The following is a 20,943-nucleotide window of genomic DNA, read 5'->3' as shown; positions in this document are numbered from 1 at the left end:
TTGTTACCCACGTTTCCGCCCTCCGAATTCGAGCATGGCCCAGGGGATGACCACGATGGCCACGGCCAGCAGCATCATCGTCGACGCGGCAAAGCCCTGGCCCAGGTTCTGGCCCTGGAACATGTAGTCATAGACGTATTTCGCCGGCACTTCCGAGGCGAGGCCCGGCCCGCCCCCGGTCTGGGCCACGATCAGGTCGTAAAGCCGCACGATGCCGCTTGCGATGATGACCAGCGTGGTGATGAAGACGGGGCGCATCATCGGGATGACGATGAAGATATAGGTCTTCCAGGCCGGAATACCGTCGACGCGGCTGGCCTTCCAGATCTCCTGGTCGATGCCGCGCAGGCCGGCCAGCATCAGCACCATGATCAGCCCGGTGCCCTGCCACAGCCCGGCGATCAGCACGCCAAAGATGACGATGTCGGGGTTGTAGAGTGGATCGAAGGTGAAGCTTTCCCAGCCCATGCCCCGCACAATGCCCTGGATGCCGAAATCGGGGTTCAGGATCCATTGCCAGACGAGGCCCGTGACGATGAAGGACAGTGCAAAGGGATAGAGCAGGATCGTGCGAAAGGCGTCTTCGTAGCGGATCTTTTGATCCAGCAGGGCCGCCAGGACAAAGCCGATGACAAAGCTGAGCACCAGCGAGCACAGCCCGTAGATCAGCAGGTTTTCCAGCGACACGACCCAGCGGTTGGTCGACCACAGCCGTTCATATTGATCGAGACCGACGAAATTGGCCCGCGGCAGCAGTTTGGAATTGGTGAAGGAATAGGTGATGGTCCAGATCGTTCCGCCGACGAAGACCACCGAAGCGGTCAGGATCATCGGGATGGCCGCGATCTTGGCGGCCATGTTGCGGAACAGGCTGAGCGGACGGTCCGTCGCCATGGGCGGGTCCTTGCAGTCAGGTCTTTGCGGAAGGGTCCCGGCCCGCCCTATGGGCGGACCGGGACCGGTGGAGCGGCGCCAGGCCGCTGCGGGCCGGGATCAGTCCTTGTTCTTGACGATCCGCACGAAACGCTCCTGGGCATCCTCGGCGGTGATCGACGGGTCGTTGAAGAACTCGACAAAGAGATCGTTCAGCTGGTTGTTGGTGTCTTCGGTGTTCAGCATGTTCACGTCGGGCAGCGTGTTGCCCGAGGCCAGGATCTCCAGGCCCTTCTTCATGCAATCATTGGCCGTATCCAGGTCGACATCGCCGCGCACCGGCAACGACCCCTTCTTGAGGTTGAAGGCTACCTGGGTTTCCGGCGCCAGCAGGGTCGCGGCCAGCACGTCCTGGGCGGCGGTGATCTCGGGGTCGTCGACCACCGGGAAGTAGAAGGCATCCCCCCCGGTCGAGATGACCTCGTTCATGCCCAGCCCCGGCAGGCAGGTGTAATCCTGGCCCGCGACCTCTCCGGCCACGGCAAATTCGCCCTGCGCCCAGTCGCCCATCACCTGGCCGCCGGCGGCATCGGTGATCACCAGGTTGGTGGCCTGGTTCCAGTCCTGGATGCTGGACCCCTGCGCCATGTCGCGGGCATGGGCGGCGGCGTTGAACACGCCCAGGATCTTTTCGCCGGCCGCCACGTCGGTGTCACCGTCGCCATAGACCTGCTGCAGCACCTCCGGCCCGCCGATCGTGGCCAGCAGCACGTTGAACAGCCCCGCGCTCTGCCAGGGCTGACCGCCCAGGGCCAGGGGCTGCTTGCCGGCCGCCCGCAGCGCCTCGTTGGCATCGACGAATTCCTCCCAGTTGGTCGGCACCGCCACGCCGGCATCCTCGAAGGCCTTGTTCGACAGCCAGATCCACTGCCACGAATGGATGTTGACCGGCGCGCAGTAGATCTTGCCATCGACGGTGCAGGCATCGAGCAGCGACGGCGGGTTGACGATGTCCTTCCAGCCCTCGGCCTCGGCCACGGCCGTCATGTCGCGCAGAAGGCCGGCCTCGATCAGTTCCTCGGCCTGGCGGCCATGGTTGAACTGGAACGCGCCCATCGGATCACCGCCGATGATCCGGCTGACGATGATCGGCCGGGCCGTGCCGCCCGACCCGGCAATCGCCCCGTCGACCCAGGTGTTGCCCGTCGCGTCGAAAGCCTTGGCAAATTCCGCCACGGCCGCCGCCTCGCCGCCCGATGTCCACCAATGCGTCACTTCCAGTTCCGTGGCCGAAACGGCCGATGCCGCGCACAGCGCCGTGCCCGCCCAAAAGGCGTTGCGGATTGATTTCATGTCGTCCTCCCTTCGGGCTTGCGCCCGGAATATGCTGCGGGCCTCCACCCGCATGAAATCGTTTACATGTTCAGGGTCAATTGCGGCCCGATGCTTCTCCGTCTTGGCATGCAAACGATTACATGTACCATTTGCCGTGAGGAGATTCGTGTCAAGCCATCGTATCGCGCATAAGCAAATCGAGCGGACGTCAGCAGGAACGGGACAGGGGAATGGTTCAGAAAACGGTTAGGATCCAGGATGTTGCCCAGGCCGCGCGGGTTTCGACCGCGACGGTCAGCCGGGCCTTGTCGACGCCCGAGAAGCTGTCGGAAGAGACCCGCAAGGCGGTGTTCGAGGCGATCCGCGCGACGGGCTACCGGGTCAACCACGCGGCGCGCAACCTGCGCATGCAGCGGGCGGGAGCGGTGCTCATCCTGGTGCCCTACCTGTCCAACCCCTTCTTCAGCCAGATCCTCGCCGGCATCTCGGGGGTGTTCATGGAAACCGATTACTCGGTGCTGATCGCCGACACCCGCGGCCCGGCGGCCGCCAACCGCCGGCTGGTCGATTACTCGCTGGCCCGGGTCGACGGGATCATCAGCCTCGACGGCGGGCTGACCCCGGCCACGATGGAGGAATTTGCCGCCCAGGGCGCGACCGACCGGATGATCTTTGCCTGCGAATGGGTCCAGGACACGCCCCTGCCCTCGGTGCGCAGCGACAATGTCCAGGGTGCGCGGCTGGCCGTGCGCCACCTGCACGACCTGGGTCACCGCCAGATTGCCCATGTCACCGGGCCCGAAGACAACGTGCTGACCCATGCCCGCCGCCAGGGCATGCTGGAGGAACGCGCCCGGCTGGACCTGCCCGCCCGCGACGACTGGATCATCCGGGGCGATTTCTCGCTGGAATCGGGGCGCGAGGCGGCCCGGCGGATCATTGAGATGCGCCACCGGCCGACGGCCGTCTTCTGCGCCTCCGACCAGGTGGCCTTTGGCCTGATCTCGACGCTGAATGCCGCCGGTCTGCGGGTGCCGCAGGACCTGTCGGTCGTGGGGTTCGACGATATCGAGCTGTCGGAATATTACGTGCCGGCCCTGACCACGATCCGCCAGTTCCGCCGCCAGCTGGGCGCACGGGCCGCGCAGCTGCTGCTGGACCGGCTGGGCGGCCAGGCCCCGGCGCCGGCCGGTGGCCAGGTGCTGACCGTCGATGTCGAGCTGGTCGTGCGCGACAGCACCGCCGCCCCGCCGGCCTGATCCCCCGGCCCGCCGGCCCGATCTTCGGCTCCGCTGGCCTGATCTTCGGTTCCACTGGCCTGATCTTCGGTTCCGCTGGCCTGATCTCCGGCCCGGCAGCCTGTTTCCCCGCCCCGCTGGCCTGATCCCTTGCCTCAAGGGGCGGGCCCTGCCCGCACTCTGTGACGGACGGGCTCCAGTCACAGACCCGCGCCGCCGCCCGCCGTCCGGGTCAGTGTCCCAACCGGCACGCCGGCCCGGGTGTCTGTCTACGCCCAGTCCGACCTCGGCCCACCTGTCAGCGTACCAGCCCGTTCTGCCCCCCGTATCCCGACCCGCATATCCCGGCCCCGTCTCTGGCCACCCATCCACGTGCCGCCGCCCACCTCGGCCCATCAGTCCCCGGGCCGGTCTGACCCGCCCGACCGCATCCCTGCAGCCCCGAATTTAGTTTCCCAGTAGACAAAATTCCCACCCCTCGCCAATATCCCCGCACATGCGAGCTTTGGAGGAGGACTCACATGATCGACCGGCCCGCGCCCGCGTTCTGGCAGCCCGAGATCCGCAGCGAGACGCGGCCCGACGGCACGTTGCTGGTCTGGCGCCAGGATCCGCTGGGCCCCCATGCCCGCTGCATCACAGACCGCCTTCTGCATTGGGCCGATGCCGCGCCCGACCGCACCTGGATGGCCGAACGCGGGCCGGACGGGGCCTGGCAGGGCACCAGCTATGGCACCGCCGCGCGCCTGGTGCGGGCCATCGGTGCGACCTTGCTGGGCCTCGGGCTGGGGCCTGACCGGCCGCTCCTGATCCTGTCGGGCAATTCGGTGGCCCATGGGCTGATGGCGCTCGGAGCCCAGCACGTGGGCATCCCCTCGGCCGCGCTGGCCCCGGCCTATGCGCTGGCCTCGGGCGACCATGCCAAGCTGCGCGACATCGTGGCCCAGCTGACCCCCGGACTGGTCTTTGCCGAAGATCTCGCCCCCTTTGCCCCGGCCATTGCCGCCACCCTGCCGCCCGACGTGCCAATCATCACGCGTCGGGGTGCCCCGCCCTGTGCCGAGGCCGACATCCCGCGCCACACCACGGCCGGCGCCCCGCCGCACACCCTTGCCGAGGCCACGCAGCCCACCCCGCCCGACGCGCCGCTGCCCACCCCGTCTGACGCCCCGTTCGACAACCCGCCACACAACCAGGCCAACACCCCGCCGCAGGCCCTGCCCGACGCCCTGACCGACCGCACAATCATCGCCTTCGACACTGCCTGCGCACCGCCCTCCGATCCCGCCGCACGCGCCGCCGATGCCGCCCACGCGGCAATCACCCCAGACACCGTGGCCAAGTTCCTCTTCACCTCCGGCACGACCGGCACGCCCAAGGCCGTGATCCAGACCCAGCGCATGATCTGCGCCAACCAGGAAATGGTGGCCAATTGCTATCCGTTCATGCGCCACGAGCCGCCCGTCGTCATCGACTGGGCGCCCTGGAACCACACGGCCAGCGGCAACAAGGTCTTCAACATGGTGATCAGCAACGGCGGCACCTTCTACATCGACGACGGCCGGCCGACGCCCGCCGACATCGGGCGCACCATCCGCAACCTCAAGGACATCTCGCCGACCTGGTATTTCAACGTGCCGCTCGGCTACCAGATGCTGCTCGACGCGATGGAAGGCGATGCCGACCTCTGCCGCAGCTTCTTTGCCCGGCTGAAGGTCATGATGTATGCCGGGGCCGGCATGTCACAGCCGGTCTGGGACCGCATCACCCGCATCACCCGGGCCACCGCCCCCGGCCGCGCCCTGCTTTGCACCGGGTTCGGCGCGACCGAAACCGGGCCGTTCTGCCTGATGTGCACCGAACCGCAGGACCGGGCCGGCAACCTGGGCATCCCGGCCCCCGGCGTGGTGCTGAAACTGGTGCCCCACGGCGACCGCTACGAGGCCCGGGTGAAAAGCCCGTCGGTCACGCCGGGCTATTGGCGGGCGCCCGAGCTGACCGCCCGGGCCTTTGACGACGAGGGGTTCTATTGCTTCGGCGACGCAATGCGCCCGGTCGATCCCGCCCGGCCCGAGGCGGGGTTCCGCTTTGATGGCCGGCTGGCCGAGAATTTCAAGCTGGCCTCGGGCACCTGGGTGGCCGTGGGTACGCTGCGGGCACGGCTGCTGGACGACCTCGGCGGGCTGGCCAGCGACGTGGTCATCGCCGGCGAAGGCCATGACAGCCTGGGCGCGCTGGTGGTGCCCGACTGGGCGGCGGTGGAGGCCCTGGCCCGGGCGCCCGGGCTCGACCGGTTTGCCCTGCTCGACCATCCCCGCCTGCGTCGGCGCACCGCCGAGCTGCTCGCCGATCATGCCCGACGCGCCGGCGGGTCGGCCACGCGGGTGATGCGGCTGATGTTCCTCGAAGCGCCGCTCAGCTTCGACCGGGGCGAGGTGACCGACAAGGGTTCGGTCAACCAGCGCGCCGTGCTGCGCCACCGGGCCGACCTGGTCGACCGGCTATGGACCGAAGACCCCCGGGTGATCGCGCTGAGCCGCGAGCAGGCCTGACAGGGCCTGACGAGCCGGGCGCGGGCATGACGGCGCCTTCAGAGCCGGGCAAGCCAGTCACCGCCCGACACACCCGGCCTGGACCTGTCAGAACCCGACACGCTCAGCCCAGACCTGTCAGAACCCGGCGCACCGATCAGCCAATTAGCCCGGATCAGGGCGCGGCCTCGGGCGGATCGGTCAGTACGGCATGGGCGCACCAATGGGTCAGCGGCGCCCCGGTCAGCACGCCGATCGCCGTCTCGCTGTCATGGATCACCGTGCGCGGCCCGGTCTGCGGCCCCTGCCGGCCCGTTCCACTCATGCCCAACCGCACATGTACCGGCAGCCCCTCGACCGCCTCGCCCAGCCGCAGGATCACCGACGCCGGCCCGGCCTTGCCCACGGCCCGGACCGCCACCCGCAGCCATCCCTGCCGCCTGACATAGACCTCGATGCCGCAATCGCCCGGATCGCCGACCCCCTGGGCCGGATCGATCCGCAGCGGCGGCACCGGCACCTCAAATCGCAGCCGGATGCGCCGCGCATCGACCCGCTCCAGCGCCACCGGCCGCAGCGGTCCCGCCCGTTGTCCGGCCAGACGCGCCGCCGCCATGGCGCCCATCTGTTCGCCCATCCGCCGATACCCGTCGCTGGTCAGGTGCAGCGGATCGCTGAAGTCCCATTGGTACTTCGGCCCGGCACACAGGATATCCGCGCCGCTCACCTCCAGCTGCGCCAGGGCCACGTCCGACACCCGGCCCCAATGCTGCGCCCCGGTCTGGCCGATCAGCAGGAATGGCGCCTGTGCCTGCCCCGTCGCGGCCCGGATATCCGCCCGCAAATCGGCCAGGAATTCGCGCAGATGGCCGGCATAGGCCGCCCGCGACAGGCCGGCATCGGATTCGCCATGCACCATGGTCACGAAGGGCACCACCGGCCGCAGCCCCGCCGCGCGGGCCAGCCGCACATGGGCCGCAACCGCCGCCATGGCATTGGCATAGGCCGGCTGGCCCTTGCGGATCGCCGCATAGGCCGACCAGCCGAACCCGTGGGCCGACAGCACGATCCGGGCCGGAGGCACCGCCAGCCGGTCCAGCAGCGTCGCGCCAAGGGCGGTCAGGTGGGTTTCGTGGAACCGCCCGTTGCTGGCCTCCCGCGCGGGCACCAGGTGATCGATCTGCTCGACCGGTAGCGGGGTCTGGTTGTGCGACCGCGCCGGCACCACGCCGCAGCCATCCAGCGGCCGGATGCCGCCGTTGAACATCCACAAGGCCGCCGGAACCGCCCCGGGCGGGGTCAGCACGCGGCCGCCCTCGTCGCAGCCCACGCCAAGGCTCTGGCCCAGTTCGGGCACATGCCACGACACATCCGGGCCCACCAGGTCCGCGCCCACCAGGTTTTCACCCGGCGGCATCTGCCCCCTGTCTTCACTCATTACCTGCTCCGACCGCGTCTTGCCGGCCTTTGCTAGGCCCCGCCCCAAAGGGCGTCAAGCGCCCGGCCCTGCAGGACAAAATGCGCCGCACCCGGGCCGGACATGGCACGACTCTGCCGCAAAAGAGGGCAATGGCGGGGATCTTCGAAAGAAAATATACAATCTTGACACTTTCAGATACGAAACCATTGCAAACCCATCATGCGCCCCGCATCACGGGGACCAGACCACGTTCCGCCCATCGAAGGAGCCCGCCCGGCCATGGTGTCCGCAACCCCCGACCAGCCCGTCTCCGGCCGCTCCGTCCGGTTCTCGTCGCTGTCCAAGACATATGGCCCGGTCACGGCCGTAAAGCCCATGGACCTGACCGTTCAGCCCGGCGAATTCCTGTCCTTCCTCGGGCCCTCGGGCTCGGGCAAGACCACGACGCTGATGATGCTGGCCGGGTTCGAAAGCCCGTCGACCGGGCGCATCCTGGTCGGCGACACCGACATCACGGCCATGCCCCCGGCCCGGCGCAACATCGGGATGGTCTTTCAGAACTACGCGCTGTTCCCGCACATGACCGTGCGCCAGAACGTGGCCTTTCCCCTGCGCATGCGCGGGATCGCCGCGTCCGAACAGGCGCGCATGGTCGACGAGATGCTCGACACCGTGGGCCTTGGCGAGCTGGCCGAGCGCTTCCCCACCCAATTGTCGGGCGGGCAGCAGCAGCGCGTGGCCCTGGCCCGGGCCATCGTCTTCCGCCCGCCGGTCCTGTTGATGGACGAACCGCTGTCGGCGCTGGACAAGTACCTGCGCTCGCGCCTGCAGATCGAGATCAAGCGCATCCAGCGCGAGTTGGGCATCACGGTCGTCTATGTCACCCATGACCAGGACGAGGCCATGACCATGTCCGACCGGATCTGTGTCATGCGCGACGGTGGCATTGCCCAGATCGGCGCGCCCGAAACGCTGTACCAGGCCCCGGCCGATGAGTTCGTCGCCGGTTTCCTGGGCGAATCCAACATGTTCACCCGGCCGGTCAAGGGTTATGCCGATGGCAGGCTGACGATCGACATGGCCAGCGAAGACCTCGTGCTGCCGGCCAGCCGGGCGCCTGCGGCGGCCAGCGTGAAACTGGCCGTGCGGCCCGAACACCTGTCGTTTCACGCCGATGCGGCCGGCATCGCCACCGTGCGCGACGTGACCTACGTGGGCGATCACCGGCGTTATGACATCGCGCTGGACGATGGCACGATGCTGGTGGCCAAGAAGCAGGAGACCGACGGGCTGACCCCGCTGGCCCCCGGCGCCCGGGTGGCGCTGGACTGGCCCGCCGGCCGCATCCGGGCCTTTTCCGACGGGGTCGCCCTGCAATGACCCTGCTGCGCAAACCGGGCCTGCTGCTGGTGCCGCTGATGGCCTTCCTGCTGGTCTTCTACCTGCTGCCCGTGGCGCTGATGCTGCTGCGCAGCGCCGGCGAGGGCTGGACCATGGCGCCCTTTGCCGAGGCCTTCGACAGCGCCGTGACGCTCAAGGTCTTTGCCTTCACGGTCAAGGTCGCCGTGCTGGTCACCCTGCTGACGCTGCTGCTGGCCTATCCGCTGGCCTATTTCATCGTCACCACCTCCGAGCGCATGGCCGCGCTGCTGATGGCCATCGTGCTGGTGCCGTTCTGGACCTCGATCCTGATCCGGTCCTATGCCTGGATGGTGCTGCTGGGCCGGCAGGGCGTGATCAACGAATTCCTGTCCTGGGCCGGCCTGATCGACGCGCCGATCCGCATGCTCAACACGACCTTTGCGGTCTATGTCGGCATGATCCACGTGCTGTTGCCCTTCATGGTCCTGCCCATCCTGAGCGCGCTCAAGGGCATCGACGGCCGGCTGGTCGCCGCGGCCGAGAACCTGGGCGCCGGGGCGCCCAGCGTGTTCCGCCATGTCATCCTGCCCCTGTCGATGCCCGGGGTGATCGCCGGGTCGGTGCTGGTCTTCGTGCTGGCGCTGGGGTTCTACATCACCCCGGCCCTGATCGGCGGGCCGCAGGACATGATGATCTCGATGCTGATCGCCCAGAAGGTCGAGCTTTACGAATGGTCGCAGGCCTCGGCCATCGCCGCCGTGCTGCTGGTGCTGACCCTGGCCGCCCTGGCGCTGGTCGGGCGGCTGGTCAGCATCGACCGCATCCTCGGAAGGAGCAGCTGATGAAACGGTCGATCCGGGTCTCGGGCCCCGTCACCCAGGCCGTGCTGGGCGCCATCGCCCTGCTGGTCGCGCTGTTTCTCATCGTGCCGGTGCTGATCATCGTGCCGACCTCGTTCTCGGCCGGCAGCTTCCTCAGCTTTCCGCCCCCGGGGTTCAGCCTGCAATGGTACCAGCGGCTGCTCGAGCGCGATGTCTGGGCCGAAAGCGCCTGGCTGTCGGTCTGGATCGCCCTGCTGGTCACCCTGGCCTCGACGGTGCTTGGCACGCTGGGCGCCTTTGGCCTGGTGCGCGGGTCGTTCTGGGGCCAGCGGATCATCTTGGCCTTCATCCTGTCGCCGCTGATCATCCCGGGCGTCATCGTGGCCATCGCCATCTATTTCTTCTACGCCCAGATGCGCCTGGTCGGCTCGCCCATCGCCATTGCCGTGGCCCATACGACGATCGCCGTGCCCTTTGTCGTCATCAATGTCTCGGCCTCTCTGCAGGGCTTTGACCGGCGCCTGGAAATGGCCGCCCAGAACCTGGGCGCCGGCACCTGGGACACGTTCCGGCTGGTCACCCTGCCGATCATCCGCCCGGGCATCTTTGCCGGTGCGCTCTTTGCCTTCATCTCGTCCTTCGACGAGCTGATCATCGCGCTGTTCATCGCCGGCCCGCGCCAGGTCACCCTGCCCCTGCGCATGTGGGAAAGCATGCGCTCTTCGCTCGACCCGACGCTGGCGGCCGTCTCGGTGCTGGCCGTGACGGTCTCGGTCGCGCTGTTCTTCACCTCGCACTGGTTGCAGGCCCGCACCCGGCGCCGCACCCGGGCGCTTGTCGGAGGGGGTGAGTGATGCGCCGGCTGATCACCTGCGGCCATGTCATCGCCTATCGCGACGGGGCCCACCGGCTGCTGCGCAACGGGTCGGTCGTGATCGAAAACGACCGGGTCACCCATGTGACCGGCGGGCCGGTCGACGGCGCGTTCGACCAGCGGCTCGACCTGCCCGACGCGCTGCTGGCGCCCGGGCTGATCGACATGCATGCCCATATCACCAGCGCGCCCTTCGACCGGTCCTATGTCGAGGATGTCGGCAAGCCGGGGTTCTGTTTCTCGGGCCTGCCCGAGCTGCTGCCGGCCATGGGCGCGGCGCTGGATGCCGAGGCGATCCGCGCGGCGACCGATTTCTCGGTGGCCGAGCTGACCCGAAACGGCACGACAACGGTCTTCGACATCGGCGGGCCGGGCGATTACACGGCCCAGGCCATCGAACGGGCCGGGCTGCGGGCCTGGATCGGCGAAGGTTATGGCGCCGCGCGTTGGCGCACCCGCGACGGCAAGCGCATGAGCTATGACTGGAAGCCCGACGGCGGGCTGCCCGGGCTGGACGCGGCGGCCGATTTCGCCCGGCGCATCGACGGCCGGGCCAATGGCCGGCTGACCGGGCTGATGAGCCCGATGCAAGTGGCCATGGTCACGCCCGAACTGCTGGCCCGCACCCGGGCCATGGCCGAAGAGCTGGACATCCCGGTCACCCTGCACACGTCCGAAGCGGTCTTCGAGGTCAACGAGATGATCGCCCGCGAGGGCCTGTCACCCATCGAATGGCTGGCCCGCCAGGACCTGTTGACCGACCGCACGATCCTGGGCCACACGATCTTTACCAGCGGCCACAGCTGGATCAACTATCCCGGGCGAGACCTTGAGATCATTGCACAAAGCGGAGCATCGGTGGCCCATTGCGCCTGGGTCTTTGCCCGGCGGGGCGTGGTGATGGAAAGCTTTGCGCGGTACCGCGAGGCCGGGGTCAACATGTGCCTGGGCTCCGACACCGCGCCGCAATCCATGCTGGTGGCCATGCGCATGGCCTCGATCCTGTGCAAGGTGGCCGACCGCGACAGCCGCCGGGCCAGCGCCCGCGAGGTCTTTGACGCGGCAACCCTGGCCCCGGCCCGGGTGCTGGGCCGCGACGACCTCGGCCGGATCGCGCCGGGGGCCAAGGCCGACCTGGTGATCTGGGACGGGCTGGGCCTGTCGATGACCCCGTTGCGCGATCCGCTGCGCAACCTGGTCTTTTCCGCCCAGTCCGACGACATCGCCCATGTCATGGTCGATGGCGACTGGCTGATGACCGACCGGCGCCTGACGCGCCTGGATGAACGACAGGCCGCACGGGGGCTGCAGGACGCGGCCGAACGGGTGTGGCGCAACATGGGACCGGGCGATTGGGCCGGGCGCGGGATCGACGCGCTCTCGCCGCCCGAACTGGAGGCATATTGATGGCAGATACGATCCTGCAGGCGCTCGACGCCGACCGGGCGGTCAACCAGGTCGACCTGGCCTATGAGCGCATCGAGGACATGATCGTCATGATGGAGATGCAGCCCGGCGCGCGGGTGGTCGAAAGCGCGCTGGTCAAGCAGCTGGACATCGGGCGCACGCCGATCCGCGAGGCGCTGTTGCGGCTGGCCGCCGACGGGTTGCTGGTGGCCACGCCGCGCAAGGGCATGACCGTGCGGGGCATCAGCTTTTCGTTGCAGATGAAGGTCTTCGAGACCCGCCGGGCGCTGGAAATGGTGCTGGTGCCCGCCGCCGCCCGCCGCCGCACCCGCGACGATGCCGAGATCCTGGCCCGGGTGGTGCAAAGCTTCCGCGAGCTGTCGGGCGGCGATGACAACCGCGAATTGCTGCGCCTCGACCGCCATTTCATCCGCCTGCTGATCGCCTATTCGGGCAATCCCTTCCTGGGCCAGATCCTGCCGCTCTATTCGCTGTCGCGGCGGTTCTGGTGGGCCCATCACGAATTGTACCAGACCCAGTACCGCGACCAGACCCTGACCGATTTCCACATCGAGATCGGCGATGCCGTGGTGGCCGGAGACGAGACCCTGGCCCGCGACCGGGCCGAGGCTTTCCTGGCCTATGTCGAAGATTACACCGTTTACCTCGGCCGCGAACTGGCCGGCCGCGAAAGGACCTGACATGCCCGAAACCCCGATTGCCGGCCCTGCCGACGCCACCGCCGGCAAGGCCACGCTGATCCGCGGCATCGATTACCTGCTGGCCTATGACGCCGAGGCCGGCACCCACCGCATGATGCGCGACGCCGACATGGCCTTTCGGGGGGGCCGCTTTGTCGATCCGGCCAGCCTGGCCGCCGAGGACATCGGCGAGACGATCGACGGGCGCGGGCGGATGATCCTGCCGGGCTTTGTCGACATCCACGCTCATCCGGGCTTTGAAACCATGCTGAAGGGGCTGACCGAAGAGGTCGGCAGCCTCAAGCTGCAGATGTCGTCGCTTTACGAATACCTCTTCCTCTTCGACACGACCCATGCCGGCATGGTCGCCGCCACCCAGGTGGCGCTGAGCGAGCTGATGCAATCGGGCGTGACCACGATCTGCGACATCTCCACGCCCCATGCCGGCTGGATCGACACGCTGGGCGCCTCGGGCATGCGGGCCATCGCCGCGCCGATGTTCCGCGAGGCGCGCTGGTACACGCCCAATGGCCACGAGGTGCTTTATGACTGGGACGAGGCCGCCGGCGAAACGCGCATGGCCGCGGCCCTGGCAGAGGTCGATGCCGCGCTGGCCCATCCCTCGGGCCGGCTGTCGGGCATGATCTGCCCGGCCCAGATCGACACCTGTTCGCGCGAGATGTTCGAAGATGCCCGCGACGCGGCCCGCGCGCGCGGGCTCAAGATCCAGACCCACGCCGCGCAAAGCGTCGTCGAGTTCCAGGAGATCATGCGCCGCCACGGTGAAACGCCGATCGGCTGGCTCGACAAGATGGGCATGCTGGGAGAGGACATGATCGTCGGCCACGGCATCTTCCTTGATCACAACGACTGGCTGGGCTGGCCCGAACGGCGCGACATCGGCCTGCTGGCCGAAAGCGGCACCAGCGTGGCCCATTGCCCGACGGTCTTCGTGCGCCGGGGCATCGCGCTTCAGGACGTGGGCAAATACGTGCGCGAAGGCGTCAACGTTGGCATCGGCACCGATACCTATCCGCACAATTTCATCGAGGAAATGCGCAACGGGATCTATGCCGCCCGGGTGTCGGCCCATGACGTGCGCGCGGCCAATGTCGAGATCATGATCCATGCCGCGACACTTGGCGGGGCCAAGGCCCTGGGCCGCGACGACCTGGGCCGGATCGCGCCGGGAGCCAAGGCCGATTTCTTCACCGTCGATCTCGACGATCCGTCGATGCGCCCGGTCTTCGACCCGCTGCGCAGCCTGGTCTATTCGGCCGGCGACCGGCCGGTGCGCGATGTCTATGTCGACGGGGCCCGGGTGGTGAAGGACGGCACCGCGCTGGCCTTCGACATGGACGACGCCCTGACCCGGCTGGAGGCCGCGCAGAAGGCCTCGGTCGCCGAGGTGCACAAGTACGACTGGGCGGGCCGACCGGCCGAGACCCTGATGCCCCCGGCCTTCGGAGCCTGAGCGCGATGACGAAGATGAATGGTGCCGACCGCCTCTGCGATGCCCTGCTGGCCAACGGGGTGGATGTCTGTTTCGCCAATCCCGGCACGTCCGAGATGCATTTCGTCGCCGCCCTGGATGCGCGGCCGCAGATGCGCTGCGTGCTGGGCCTATTCGAAGGCGTGGTGACCGGGGCGGCCGACGGCTATGCCCGCATGGCCGACCGGCCGGCGGCCACGCTGCTGCATCTGGGGCCGGGGCTGGGCAACGGGCTGGCCAACCTGCACAACGCCCGCCGCGCCCATACGCCGATGATCAACGTCGTGGGCAACCATGCCACCCATCACCGCGATCTCGAAGCGCCGCTGTCGTCGGACGTGGAAACCCTGGCCGGGCCGATGTCGGCCTGGGTCAAGAGCTGTGACCGGGCCGAGGACATGGCCGCCGACCTGAACGCCGCCTACGTCGCCGCGCTGGCCGCGCCGGGGGTGGCCACGCTGATCCTGCCGGCCGACACCGCCTGGTCCGAAGCGCCGACCGATCCCGTCGTGCCGGCCACGCCCCCTGCGCCTGCCCCCTTTGACGGTGCGGCCCTCGACCGGGCGGTTGCGGCGGTGCGGGCGGGCAAGCGCGTGGCGCTGCTGCTCGACGGCCCGGCCCTGCGCGCCGGTCCCCTGGACAGGGCCGGCCGCATCCGCGCCCAGACCGGCCTGCGCCTGCTGGCGCCGACCTCGGTGGCACGGATCGAACGGGGCGCCGGGCGGGTGGCCGTCGAACGGGTGCCCTATCGCATCGAGATGGCCCGCGAGGCGCTGGACGACGTGGATGTGCTGGTGCTGGTCGGGGCCATCGCCCCGGTGGCCTTCTTTGCCTATCCCGGCCAGCCCAGCCTGCCGACGCGGCCCGATTGCGACATCATCGACCTGGCCGCGCCGGGCCGTGACGCCACCGGCGCACTCGACGCGCTCTGCACGGCGCTGGGGGCCGATGCGGCCCAGGCCGAAACCGCCGCGCCCGCCCTGCCCGACCGGCCGGCCGACGGCCCGCTGACCGGCGGCGCGGTGACCGCCCTTGTCGCCCGCCACCTGCCCGAACAGGCCATCGTGGTCGACGAATCCATCACCACCGGCTGGCAGTTCATGGACCAGGCCCGGGGCGCGCCCGCCCATGACATGCTGGACCTGACCGGCGGGGCCATCGGCATCGGCCTGCCCCTGGCCGCCGGCGCGGCCATCGCCTGCCCGGATCGCAAGGTCATCTGCCTGCAGGCCGATGGCAGCGGCATGTACACCGTGCAGGCGCTCTGGACCCAGGCCCGCGAGGCGCTGGACGTGCTGACCATCATCTTCGCCAACAACAGCTATGCCACCCTGCATGGCGAGATGACCCGCGTCGGCGTGAGTGACCCCGGCCGCAACGCGCAGCGCATGCTGAACCTCGACGAACCGGCGATCGACTGGGTGGCCATGGCCCGGGCCCAGGGTGTCGACGCCTGCCGCGCCGAGACCGTGGCCGCCTTTGAGACCGCCCTGCAGGACGCCCTGTCGCGCCCCGGGCCGCAGCTGATCGAAGCCCGGATCTGAGCGTCCTCTCCGGGCGCCGATCAAATAATATACGATCTGACATTTTTGACAGATGTAATGATGATTTTGGGATATTGAACTTGCCGCTCCCACCGTCCCGGGCCTAGCCTCGTGCCAAGCCCGGGACACAGAGACCAGGCGCCAAGACTTCTTCCCGCGATCCAACAGGAGACCAATTCATGAGTGATCGGGACAAGGAACTGATCCGCCGCCTGCGCAGCACCGTGCAGGTGCCGCCGACCGCCCGCCGTGATTTCCTCAAGATGTTCGGCGGCGCTGCCGCCCTGGCCATGGCCGGCCCCTCGCTGGCCACCCGCGCCCTGGCCGACGAGGCGGCCATGCCGGCCTTTGACGCGATCCCCGATGCCTGGAAGGGCGACGGCGAGGTTGTCGTCGTGACCTGGGGCGGCATCGGCACCGAGATGCAGCGCAAGGCCTGGTTCGAACCCTTCGAAGAGCTTTGCGGCATCAAGGTCGTCGAGGCCATCGGCCCCGATCCGGCCAAGCTGAAGGCCATGGTCGACACCGGCACCGTGGCCTGGGACATCTGCCAGATCGGCCGGGGCACGATGATCGAGCTGATGCGCCAGGGCGATTACCTCGAAGCCATCGACTACGACCTGGTCGAAGACGGCGTGACCGAGGATTACCGCAGCGAATACGGGCTGGACATCGTGTCCTATGCCCAGATGCTGGCCTATCGCACCGATGTCTGGGACAGCGCGCCCACCGGCTGGACCGATTTCTTCGACACGGCCAGATTCCCCGGCGGCCGGTCGCTGCCCATCGCGACCAAGGGCAACATCCCCGAGCTGGTCGGCGCGCTGATCGCCGATGGCGTGCCAATGGACGAGACCTATCCGATCGACATCGACCGGGCCATTGCCAAGCTCTACGAGATCAAGCCCGACGTGGTGAAATGGTGGGAGGCCGGCGCCCAGCACATGCAGCTGCTGCTGGACAACGAAGCGCCCTTTGTCACTGCCTGGAACGGCCGCATCAAGGCCGCCAAGGACGAAGGCCACCCGGTCGAGCTGATCTGGGACGGGGGCATGGTGCTGAACAATGCCTGGCTGATCCCCAAGGGCGCGCCGAACCTGAGCAATGCCCAGAAATTCGCGGCCTTCTCCAGCTCGGCCATCGCCCAGGCGCGGTATTCGGCGCTGCTGCCCTACGGGTTCACCAATGTCGACTCGGCGCAATACCTGCCCGAGGAGATCCTCAAGGACCTGCCCACCGCGCCCGAGAATTACGCGCGCATGGTGCCCTATCAATACCAGTGGTGGGCCGACAACCGGCCCGAGGTCATCGAGAAGTTCAACGAGATGATGCTCTCGTAATCCATCCCCGTCGGGTTCACCCCGATACTTCCCCGGCAGGTCTGAAGGGTCCCTGCCGGGGCTTTTTCATTGCAACGGAAGACAGACACATGCGCATGGCGCCCATCGAGACCGTGGTGGTCAATGGCCGGCTCTACACGATGGAGGCGCCGGGCCGGCAGGTCGAGGCCATGGCGCTGTCGGGCGGGCGCATCCTGGCCACGGGCAGCACGGCCGAGATCCTGGCCCTGGCGCCCGAGGCCGAGGTGGTCGATGCCGGGGGCCGGGTCGGGCTGCCCGGGCTGATCGACAGCCATTGCCACCCCGACATGGAAGGCGCCCGGCGCGGGCGCTGGCACGATTTCTCGGATGGCGCGACGCCCACGCGCGATGCCGTGCTGGCCCTGATCCGCGACCGGCTGCGCGATGCGCCGGCCGATGGCTGGTTCCTGGGCTACAAGTTCGACGACCTGCGCGACGGCGGCTATCCGACCCGGGCCGAGCTGGACGCCGCATCGGGCGGGCGGCCGGTTTTCCTCTATCGCCGCTGCGCCCAGATCGGGCTGGGCAATTCCGCGGCCCTGGCCGCCGTGGGCTTTGCCGACGACAGCGCCGATCCGCCCTTCGGCACGCTCGAAAAGGCGCAGGGCCGGGCCACCGGCAAGCTGTTCGCCCGGGCGGCCCACATGGTCATCGAACATGTGCAGGCCGGTTACACCCGGGATGACTTCCGGCGCGGGCTCCGGCTGGTGCTGGATGAATACCTGTCCTGGGGCATCACCTCGGTGCACAATTCGCTGACCCAGACCCAGGCGATCCGGGCCTACCAGGACATGCGCGATGCCGGAGAGCTGGCCCTGCGCGTGGGTATCCTGGTCACCGGACGCGACGAAGATCTCGTCCGGGCCACCCTGCGGTCGGGCTATCGCAGCGGGTTCGGCGACGAATGGCTGCGGCTGATCGGCGTGGAATGGGTCGGCGACGGCTCGACCTCCGGGCGCAGCGCGGCCTATCACACGCCCTATGTGGGCACGCCCCTGCCAGACGAGCCGCCCGACCATCGCGGCACGCTGCTGCTCGATCCCGAGACCCACCTGGCCCGCATGCGCGAGGCGCTCGACGCCGGGCTGGTGGTCTGCACCGATGCCATGGGCGACCGGGCCATTGCCGAGGTCATCGCGGTCTATGAACGGGCGCTGGCCGATCACCCCGGGCGCGACCACCGGCTGCGCATCGAACATTGCTGTGCCGTGACGCCCGAAAACCTCGAGGGCCTGCGCCGGAATGCCATCATCTGTTCCTCGGCGGCGGGCTTTGCCTGGGACCTGGGCGATGCCCATATCGCCGCCCGCGGCCCCGGGGCGATGACCCACATGTGGCCGCACCGGGCGATGATCGACGCCGGCGTGATCGCCCCGGCCCATTCCGATCACCCGGTCTGCACGGCCAATCCCTTTGCCGCCATGTCCGCCCTGGTCAACCGGCGCACGGCCACCGGCGCCTCTCTGGATGCGAGCCAGGCCATCACCCCCTACGAGGCCGTGCTGGCCTATACCCGGCTGGGCGCCCATGCCGGGCGCGAAGAGGACCTCAAGGGCCAGCTGGTGCCCGGCATGCTGGGCGATCTCTGCCTGCTTGACCGCGACCCCTTTGCCATCCCGCCCGAGACGCTGCACGAGACCCGGGTCGATCTGACCATGGTCGATGGCCGGGTGCGTTTTCGCCGGGCCGGGGCATGAGCGACGCGGCCCTGGCCGAGCTGGCCGCCGCCCTCGGCCCGGCCGGCTGCCTGACCGGCCCGGCGATGACCGGCGCCTCGCGGCTGCATGATGCCAGCGGGCACCGGGCCGAGGGCCTGCCCCTGGCCCTGCTGCGCCCGGCCACCGGCGACGAGATCGCCGCTGCCATGGCCATCTGTCACCGCCACGGGCTGGCCGTCGTGCCCCAGGGCGGGCTGTCGGGCCTGGCCGGAGCGGCCAATGCCGGGCCCGGCCAGATTGCCCTGTCGCTGGCCCGGTTCCACGGGATCGAGACGATCGACAGCGCCTCGGGCGCGATGGTCGTGCGGGCGGGCACCGTCCTGCAGACCGCCCAGGAGGCCGCCGCCGAGGCCGGGTTCCTGCTGCCCATCGACCTGGGCGCGCGGGGGTCGTGCCAGGTGGGCGGCATCGTGGCCACCAATGCCGGCGGCGTGCGCGTGCTGCGCCATGGCACCACCCGCGACAACGTGCTGGGACTCGAGGCCGTGCTGCCCGACGGCCGGGTGATCAGCCATCTCAATCGGGTCACCAAGGACAACACGGGCTATGACCTGCGCCACCTGCTGATCGGCTCCGAAGGCACGCTGGCCGTGATCACCCGCGTCGTGCTGCGCCTGCGCCCGTTGCCCGCCCCGCCCGAGACGGCGCTCTGCGCCCTGCCCGATTTTGACGCCGTCATCGCGCTGATGGGCGATGCCCGGGCGCGGCTGGACCTGTCGGCCTTCGAGGTCATGTGGCGCGACCATTTCGAGATGAGCGGCGGCGCCGGATTGTTTGCCGAGCGCCCGCCGCTGGTCGTGCTGATCGAGGCCGAGGGCGGCGGGCTGGAACCGGTGCTCGAAGCGGCCTTTGAGGCCGGGCTGATCACCGATGCCCTGCTGGCCAAGTCGGGGGCCGAGGCGCGCCGGTTCTGGGAGATCCGCGAGAGCCTGCACCCGACACGCGATCTCGACGGGCTGCTGAACCTCGATGTCTCGCTGCCCGTCGCGGCGATGGCGCCCTTTGTGGCCGATTGCACCGCCCGGGTGCGGGCGCTGGATCCGGCGGCGGACTGTTACTTCTTCGGCCATGTGGGCGACGGCAACCTGCACCTGATGGCCGCCCTGCCCGGGCTCGACTGGCAGGCCGGCGAGACCGCCTTGCAGGCCGCGGCCTATGATCTGGTGCGCGCGGCGGGCGGGTCGATTTCGGCGGAACACGGGATCGGCACGCTCAAGCGGCCCTTCCTGGGCCAGTCGCGCAGCGCCGATGAAATCGCGCTGATGCGGGCCATCAAGGCGGTGTTCGATCCCGCCGGGAGGATGAACCCCGGCAAGCTGTTGCCCGCCCAATAGGAGCGGATGGCGCGACGGTGCCGCATGACGGAACCAACAAGAGCGGCACAACCGGCGCGGATGGCACGAGCGACCGGGGTGGCTTGACTGACGCGGGCAGCACGAAGCGCATTGATGGCACGACCGACGCCGACAGAGAGCGCGGCACGACCGATGCCGACGGAGCACCCGACAGGGGGTGGCACAACCGCCGAGATCGGGGTGACAGACACGGGGAAAGCGACGGACCCGGTGCGCACAACAGGCCCGAACGGCGGGACCGACGTTGGCGGCTCGGGGCCGGACACGCGCGATCTATAACCTGCGCAAATGGCCCAATACCTTGGCCCTGCCCGGCCGGCGCTGTAGGGTCGCGCCGATCCTGACACGAAAGACCACGCCATGAGCTTCAAGCCCCTGTTCCACCTTGCCTACCATGTCGACGACCTCGACGCCGCCGCCCGGTTCTACGAAGACCTGCTCGGCTGCACCCGGGGCCGCAGCACCGATACCTGGGTCGATTTCAGCTTCTTCGGCCACCAGATCTCGTTGCACCGGGGCACGCCGTTCCACACCGCCGAGACCGGCCATGTCGGCGATCACATGGTGCCCATGCCTCACCTGGGCGCCGTCCTGCCGCTGGACACCTGGCGCCCGCTGGCCGACCGGCTGACTGCCGCCGGCATCGATTTCGTCATCCCGCCGACCGTCCGTTTCGAAGGCCAGCCGGGCGAGCAATGGACCATGTTCTTCCGCGATCCGGCCGGCAACCCGATCGAACTGAAGGGCTTTGCCAATGAAGAGGCTGTCTGGGCCTCGTGATCGGCCCACCTCGGGCGCCTGAAAATAGCGCCTGAAATCAAGACCCTGACCGACTTTCCCCCGCATCCACCCCGGATGCGGGGTTTCTTTTGTTGACAGGATGGCAGTTCGCCCGCCAATTTGTCGGACAA

Annotated in this window: 16 protein-coding genes; 13 read left to right on the top strand and 3 right to left on the bottom strand. The window is 68.7% G+C overall.

Going from position 1 to position 20,943, the window contains the following annotated elements; translation table 11 throughout:
• Positions 1-3: 3 nt before the first annotated feature.
• Together ACK3BB_RS13000 and ACK3BB_RS12995 are read right to left on the bottom strand one after the other, a co-directional pair.
• On the bottom strand, positions 4-894 hold the full coding sequence (locus tag ACK3BB_RS13000) for a carbohydrate ABC transporter permease (RefSeq protein ID WP_428925069.1): 891 nt from the start codon (positions 892-894) through the stop codon (positions 4-6).
• A 99-nt stretch (positions 895-993) separates the two neighbouring features.
• Positions 994-2,226: an ABC transporter substrate-binding protein gene (locus ACK3BB_RS12995; protein WP_428925068.1), complete on the bottom strand. Its 1,233-nt coding sequence runs from the start codon at positions 2,224-2,226 to the stop codon at positions 994-996.
• 212 nt (positions 2,227-2,438) lie between these two features.
• On the opposite strand from ACK3BB_RS12995, the gene ACK3BB_RS12990 reads away from it, so the two are divergent.
• Both ACK3BB_RS12990 and ACK3BB_RS12985 read left to right on the top strand, forming a co-directional pair.
• Positions 2,439-3,467, top strand: a complete 1,029-nt coding sequence (locus ACK3BB_RS12990) for a LacI family DNA-binding transcriptional regulator (RefSeq protein ID WP_428925067.1) — start codon at positions 2,439-2,441, stop codon at positions 3,465-3,467.
• Between the two features lie 500 nt (positions 3,468-3,967).
• Entirely contained in the window at positions 3,968-5,998 is a 2,031-nt protein-coding gene (locus ACK3BB_RS12985) for a feruloyl-CoA synthase (RefSeq protein WP_428925066.1), read from the top strand.
• 154 nt (positions 5,999-6,152) lie between these two features.
• Here ACK3BB_RS12985 and ACK3BB_RS12980 read toward each other — a convergent pair whose 3' ends face one another.
• On the bottom strand, positions 6,153-7,415 hold the full coding sequence (locus ACK3BB_RS12980) for a hypothetical protein (RefSeq protein ID WP_428925065.1): 1,263 nt from the start codon (positions 7,413-7,415) through the stop codon (positions 6,153-6,155).
• Positions 7,416-7,676: 261 nt separating this feature from the next.
• Between ACK3BB_RS12980 and ACK3BB_RS12975 the strand changes: the two genes are divergently transcribed.
• The 11 genes from ACK3BB_RS12975 to ACK3BB_RS12925 all read left to right on the top strand — a co-directional run bounded on the left by ACK3BB_RS12975 (position 7,677) and on the right by ACK3BB_RS12925 (position 20,812).
• Positions 7,677-8,777 (top strand): ABC transporter ATP-binding protein, encoded by a 1,101-nt coding sequence (locus ACK3BB_RS12975; RefSeq protein WP_428925064.1) that lies wholly within the window; start codon positions 7,677-7,679, stop codon positions 8,775-8,777.
• Positions 8,774-9,601 (top strand): ABC transporter permease, encoded by an 828-nt coding sequence (locus ACK3BB_RS12970; protein WP_428925063.1) that lies wholly within the window; start codon positions 8,774-8,776, stop codon positions 9,599-9,601. The genes ACK3BB_RS12975 and ACK3BB_RS12970 overlap by 4 nt, the downstream gene beginning before the upstream one ends.
• Positions 9,601-10,434, top strand: a complete 834-nt coding sequence (locus tag ACK3BB_RS12965; protein WP_428925062.1) for an ABC transporter permease — start codon at positions 9,601-9,603, stop codon at positions 10,432-10,434. The genes ACK3BB_RS12970 and ACK3BB_RS12965 overlap by 1 nt, the downstream gene beginning before the upstream one ends.
• Entirely contained in the window at positions 10,434-11,861 is a 1,428-nt protein-coding gene (locus ACK3BB_RS12960) for an amidohydrolase family protein (protein ID WP_428925061.1), read from the top strand. Before ACK3BB_RS12965 ends, ACK3BB_RS12960 begins: the two co-directional genes overlap by 1 nt.
• Positions 11,861-12,562 carry a GntR family transcriptional regulator gene (locus tag ACK3BB_RS12955; protein ID WP_428925060.1) on the top strand — a complete coding sequence of 234 codons (702 nt, stop codon included), beginning with the start codon at positions 11,861-11,863 and terminating at the stop codon, positions 12,560-12,562. Before ACK3BB_RS12960 ends, ACK3BB_RS12955 begins: the two co-directional genes overlap by 1 nt.
• A 1-nt stretch (position 12,563) precedes the next feature.
• Positions 12,564-14,036, top strand: coding sequence for an amidohydrolase family protein (locus ACK3BB_RS12950; RefSeq protein ID WP_428925059.1), 1,473 nt, complete (start codon positions 12,564-12,566; stop codon positions 14,034-14,036).
• A gap of 5 nt (positions 14,037-14,041) precedes the next feature.
• A complete protein-coding gene (locus ACK3BB_RS12945; RefSeq protein ID WP_428925058.1) occupies positions 14,042-15,598 on the top strand; it encodes an acetolactate synthase large subunit in 1,557 nt (518 codons plus the stop codon).
• 179 nt (positions 15,599-15,777) lie between these two features.
• Positions 15,778-16,938: an ABC transporter substrate-binding protein gene (locus tag ACK3BB_RS12940; protein ID WP_428925057.1), complete on the top strand. Its 1,161-nt coding sequence runs from the start codon at positions 15,778-15,780 to the stop codon at positions 16,936-16,938.
• A gap of 89 nt (positions 16,939-17,027) precedes the next feature.
• Positions 17,028-18,656: an amidohydrolase gene (locus ACK3BB_RS12935; RefSeq protein WP_428925056.1), complete on the top strand. Its 1,629-nt coding sequence runs from the start codon at positions 17,028-17,030 to the stop codon at positions 18,654-18,656.
• Complete coding sequence (locus tag ACK3BB_RS12930; RefSeq protein ID WP_428925055.1) at positions 18,653-20,011, top strand: FAD-binding oxidoreductase; 1,359 nt, start codon at positions 18,653-18,655, stop codon at positions 20,009-20,011. Before ACK3BB_RS12935 ends, ACK3BB_RS12930 begins: the two co-directional genes overlap by 4 nt.
• 381 nt (positions 20,012-20,392) lie before the next feature.
• On the top strand, positions 20,393-20,812 hold the full coding sequence (locus ACK3BB_RS12925; protein WP_428925054.1) for a VOC family protein: 420 nt from the start codon (positions 20,393-20,395) through the stop codon (positions 20,810-20,812).
• The last annotated feature ends 131 nt before the right edge of the window (positions 20,813-20,943 follow it).

This window comes from Marinibacterium sp. SX1 (assembly GCF_050389775.1).
Lineage (GTDB): Bacteria > Pseudomonadota > Alphaproteobacteria > Rhodobacterales > Rhodobacteraceae > Marinibacterium.
The sequence above is the reverse complement of the archived record's forward strand: the minus strand, read 5'-3'. Positions and strand labels throughout refer to the sequence as shown.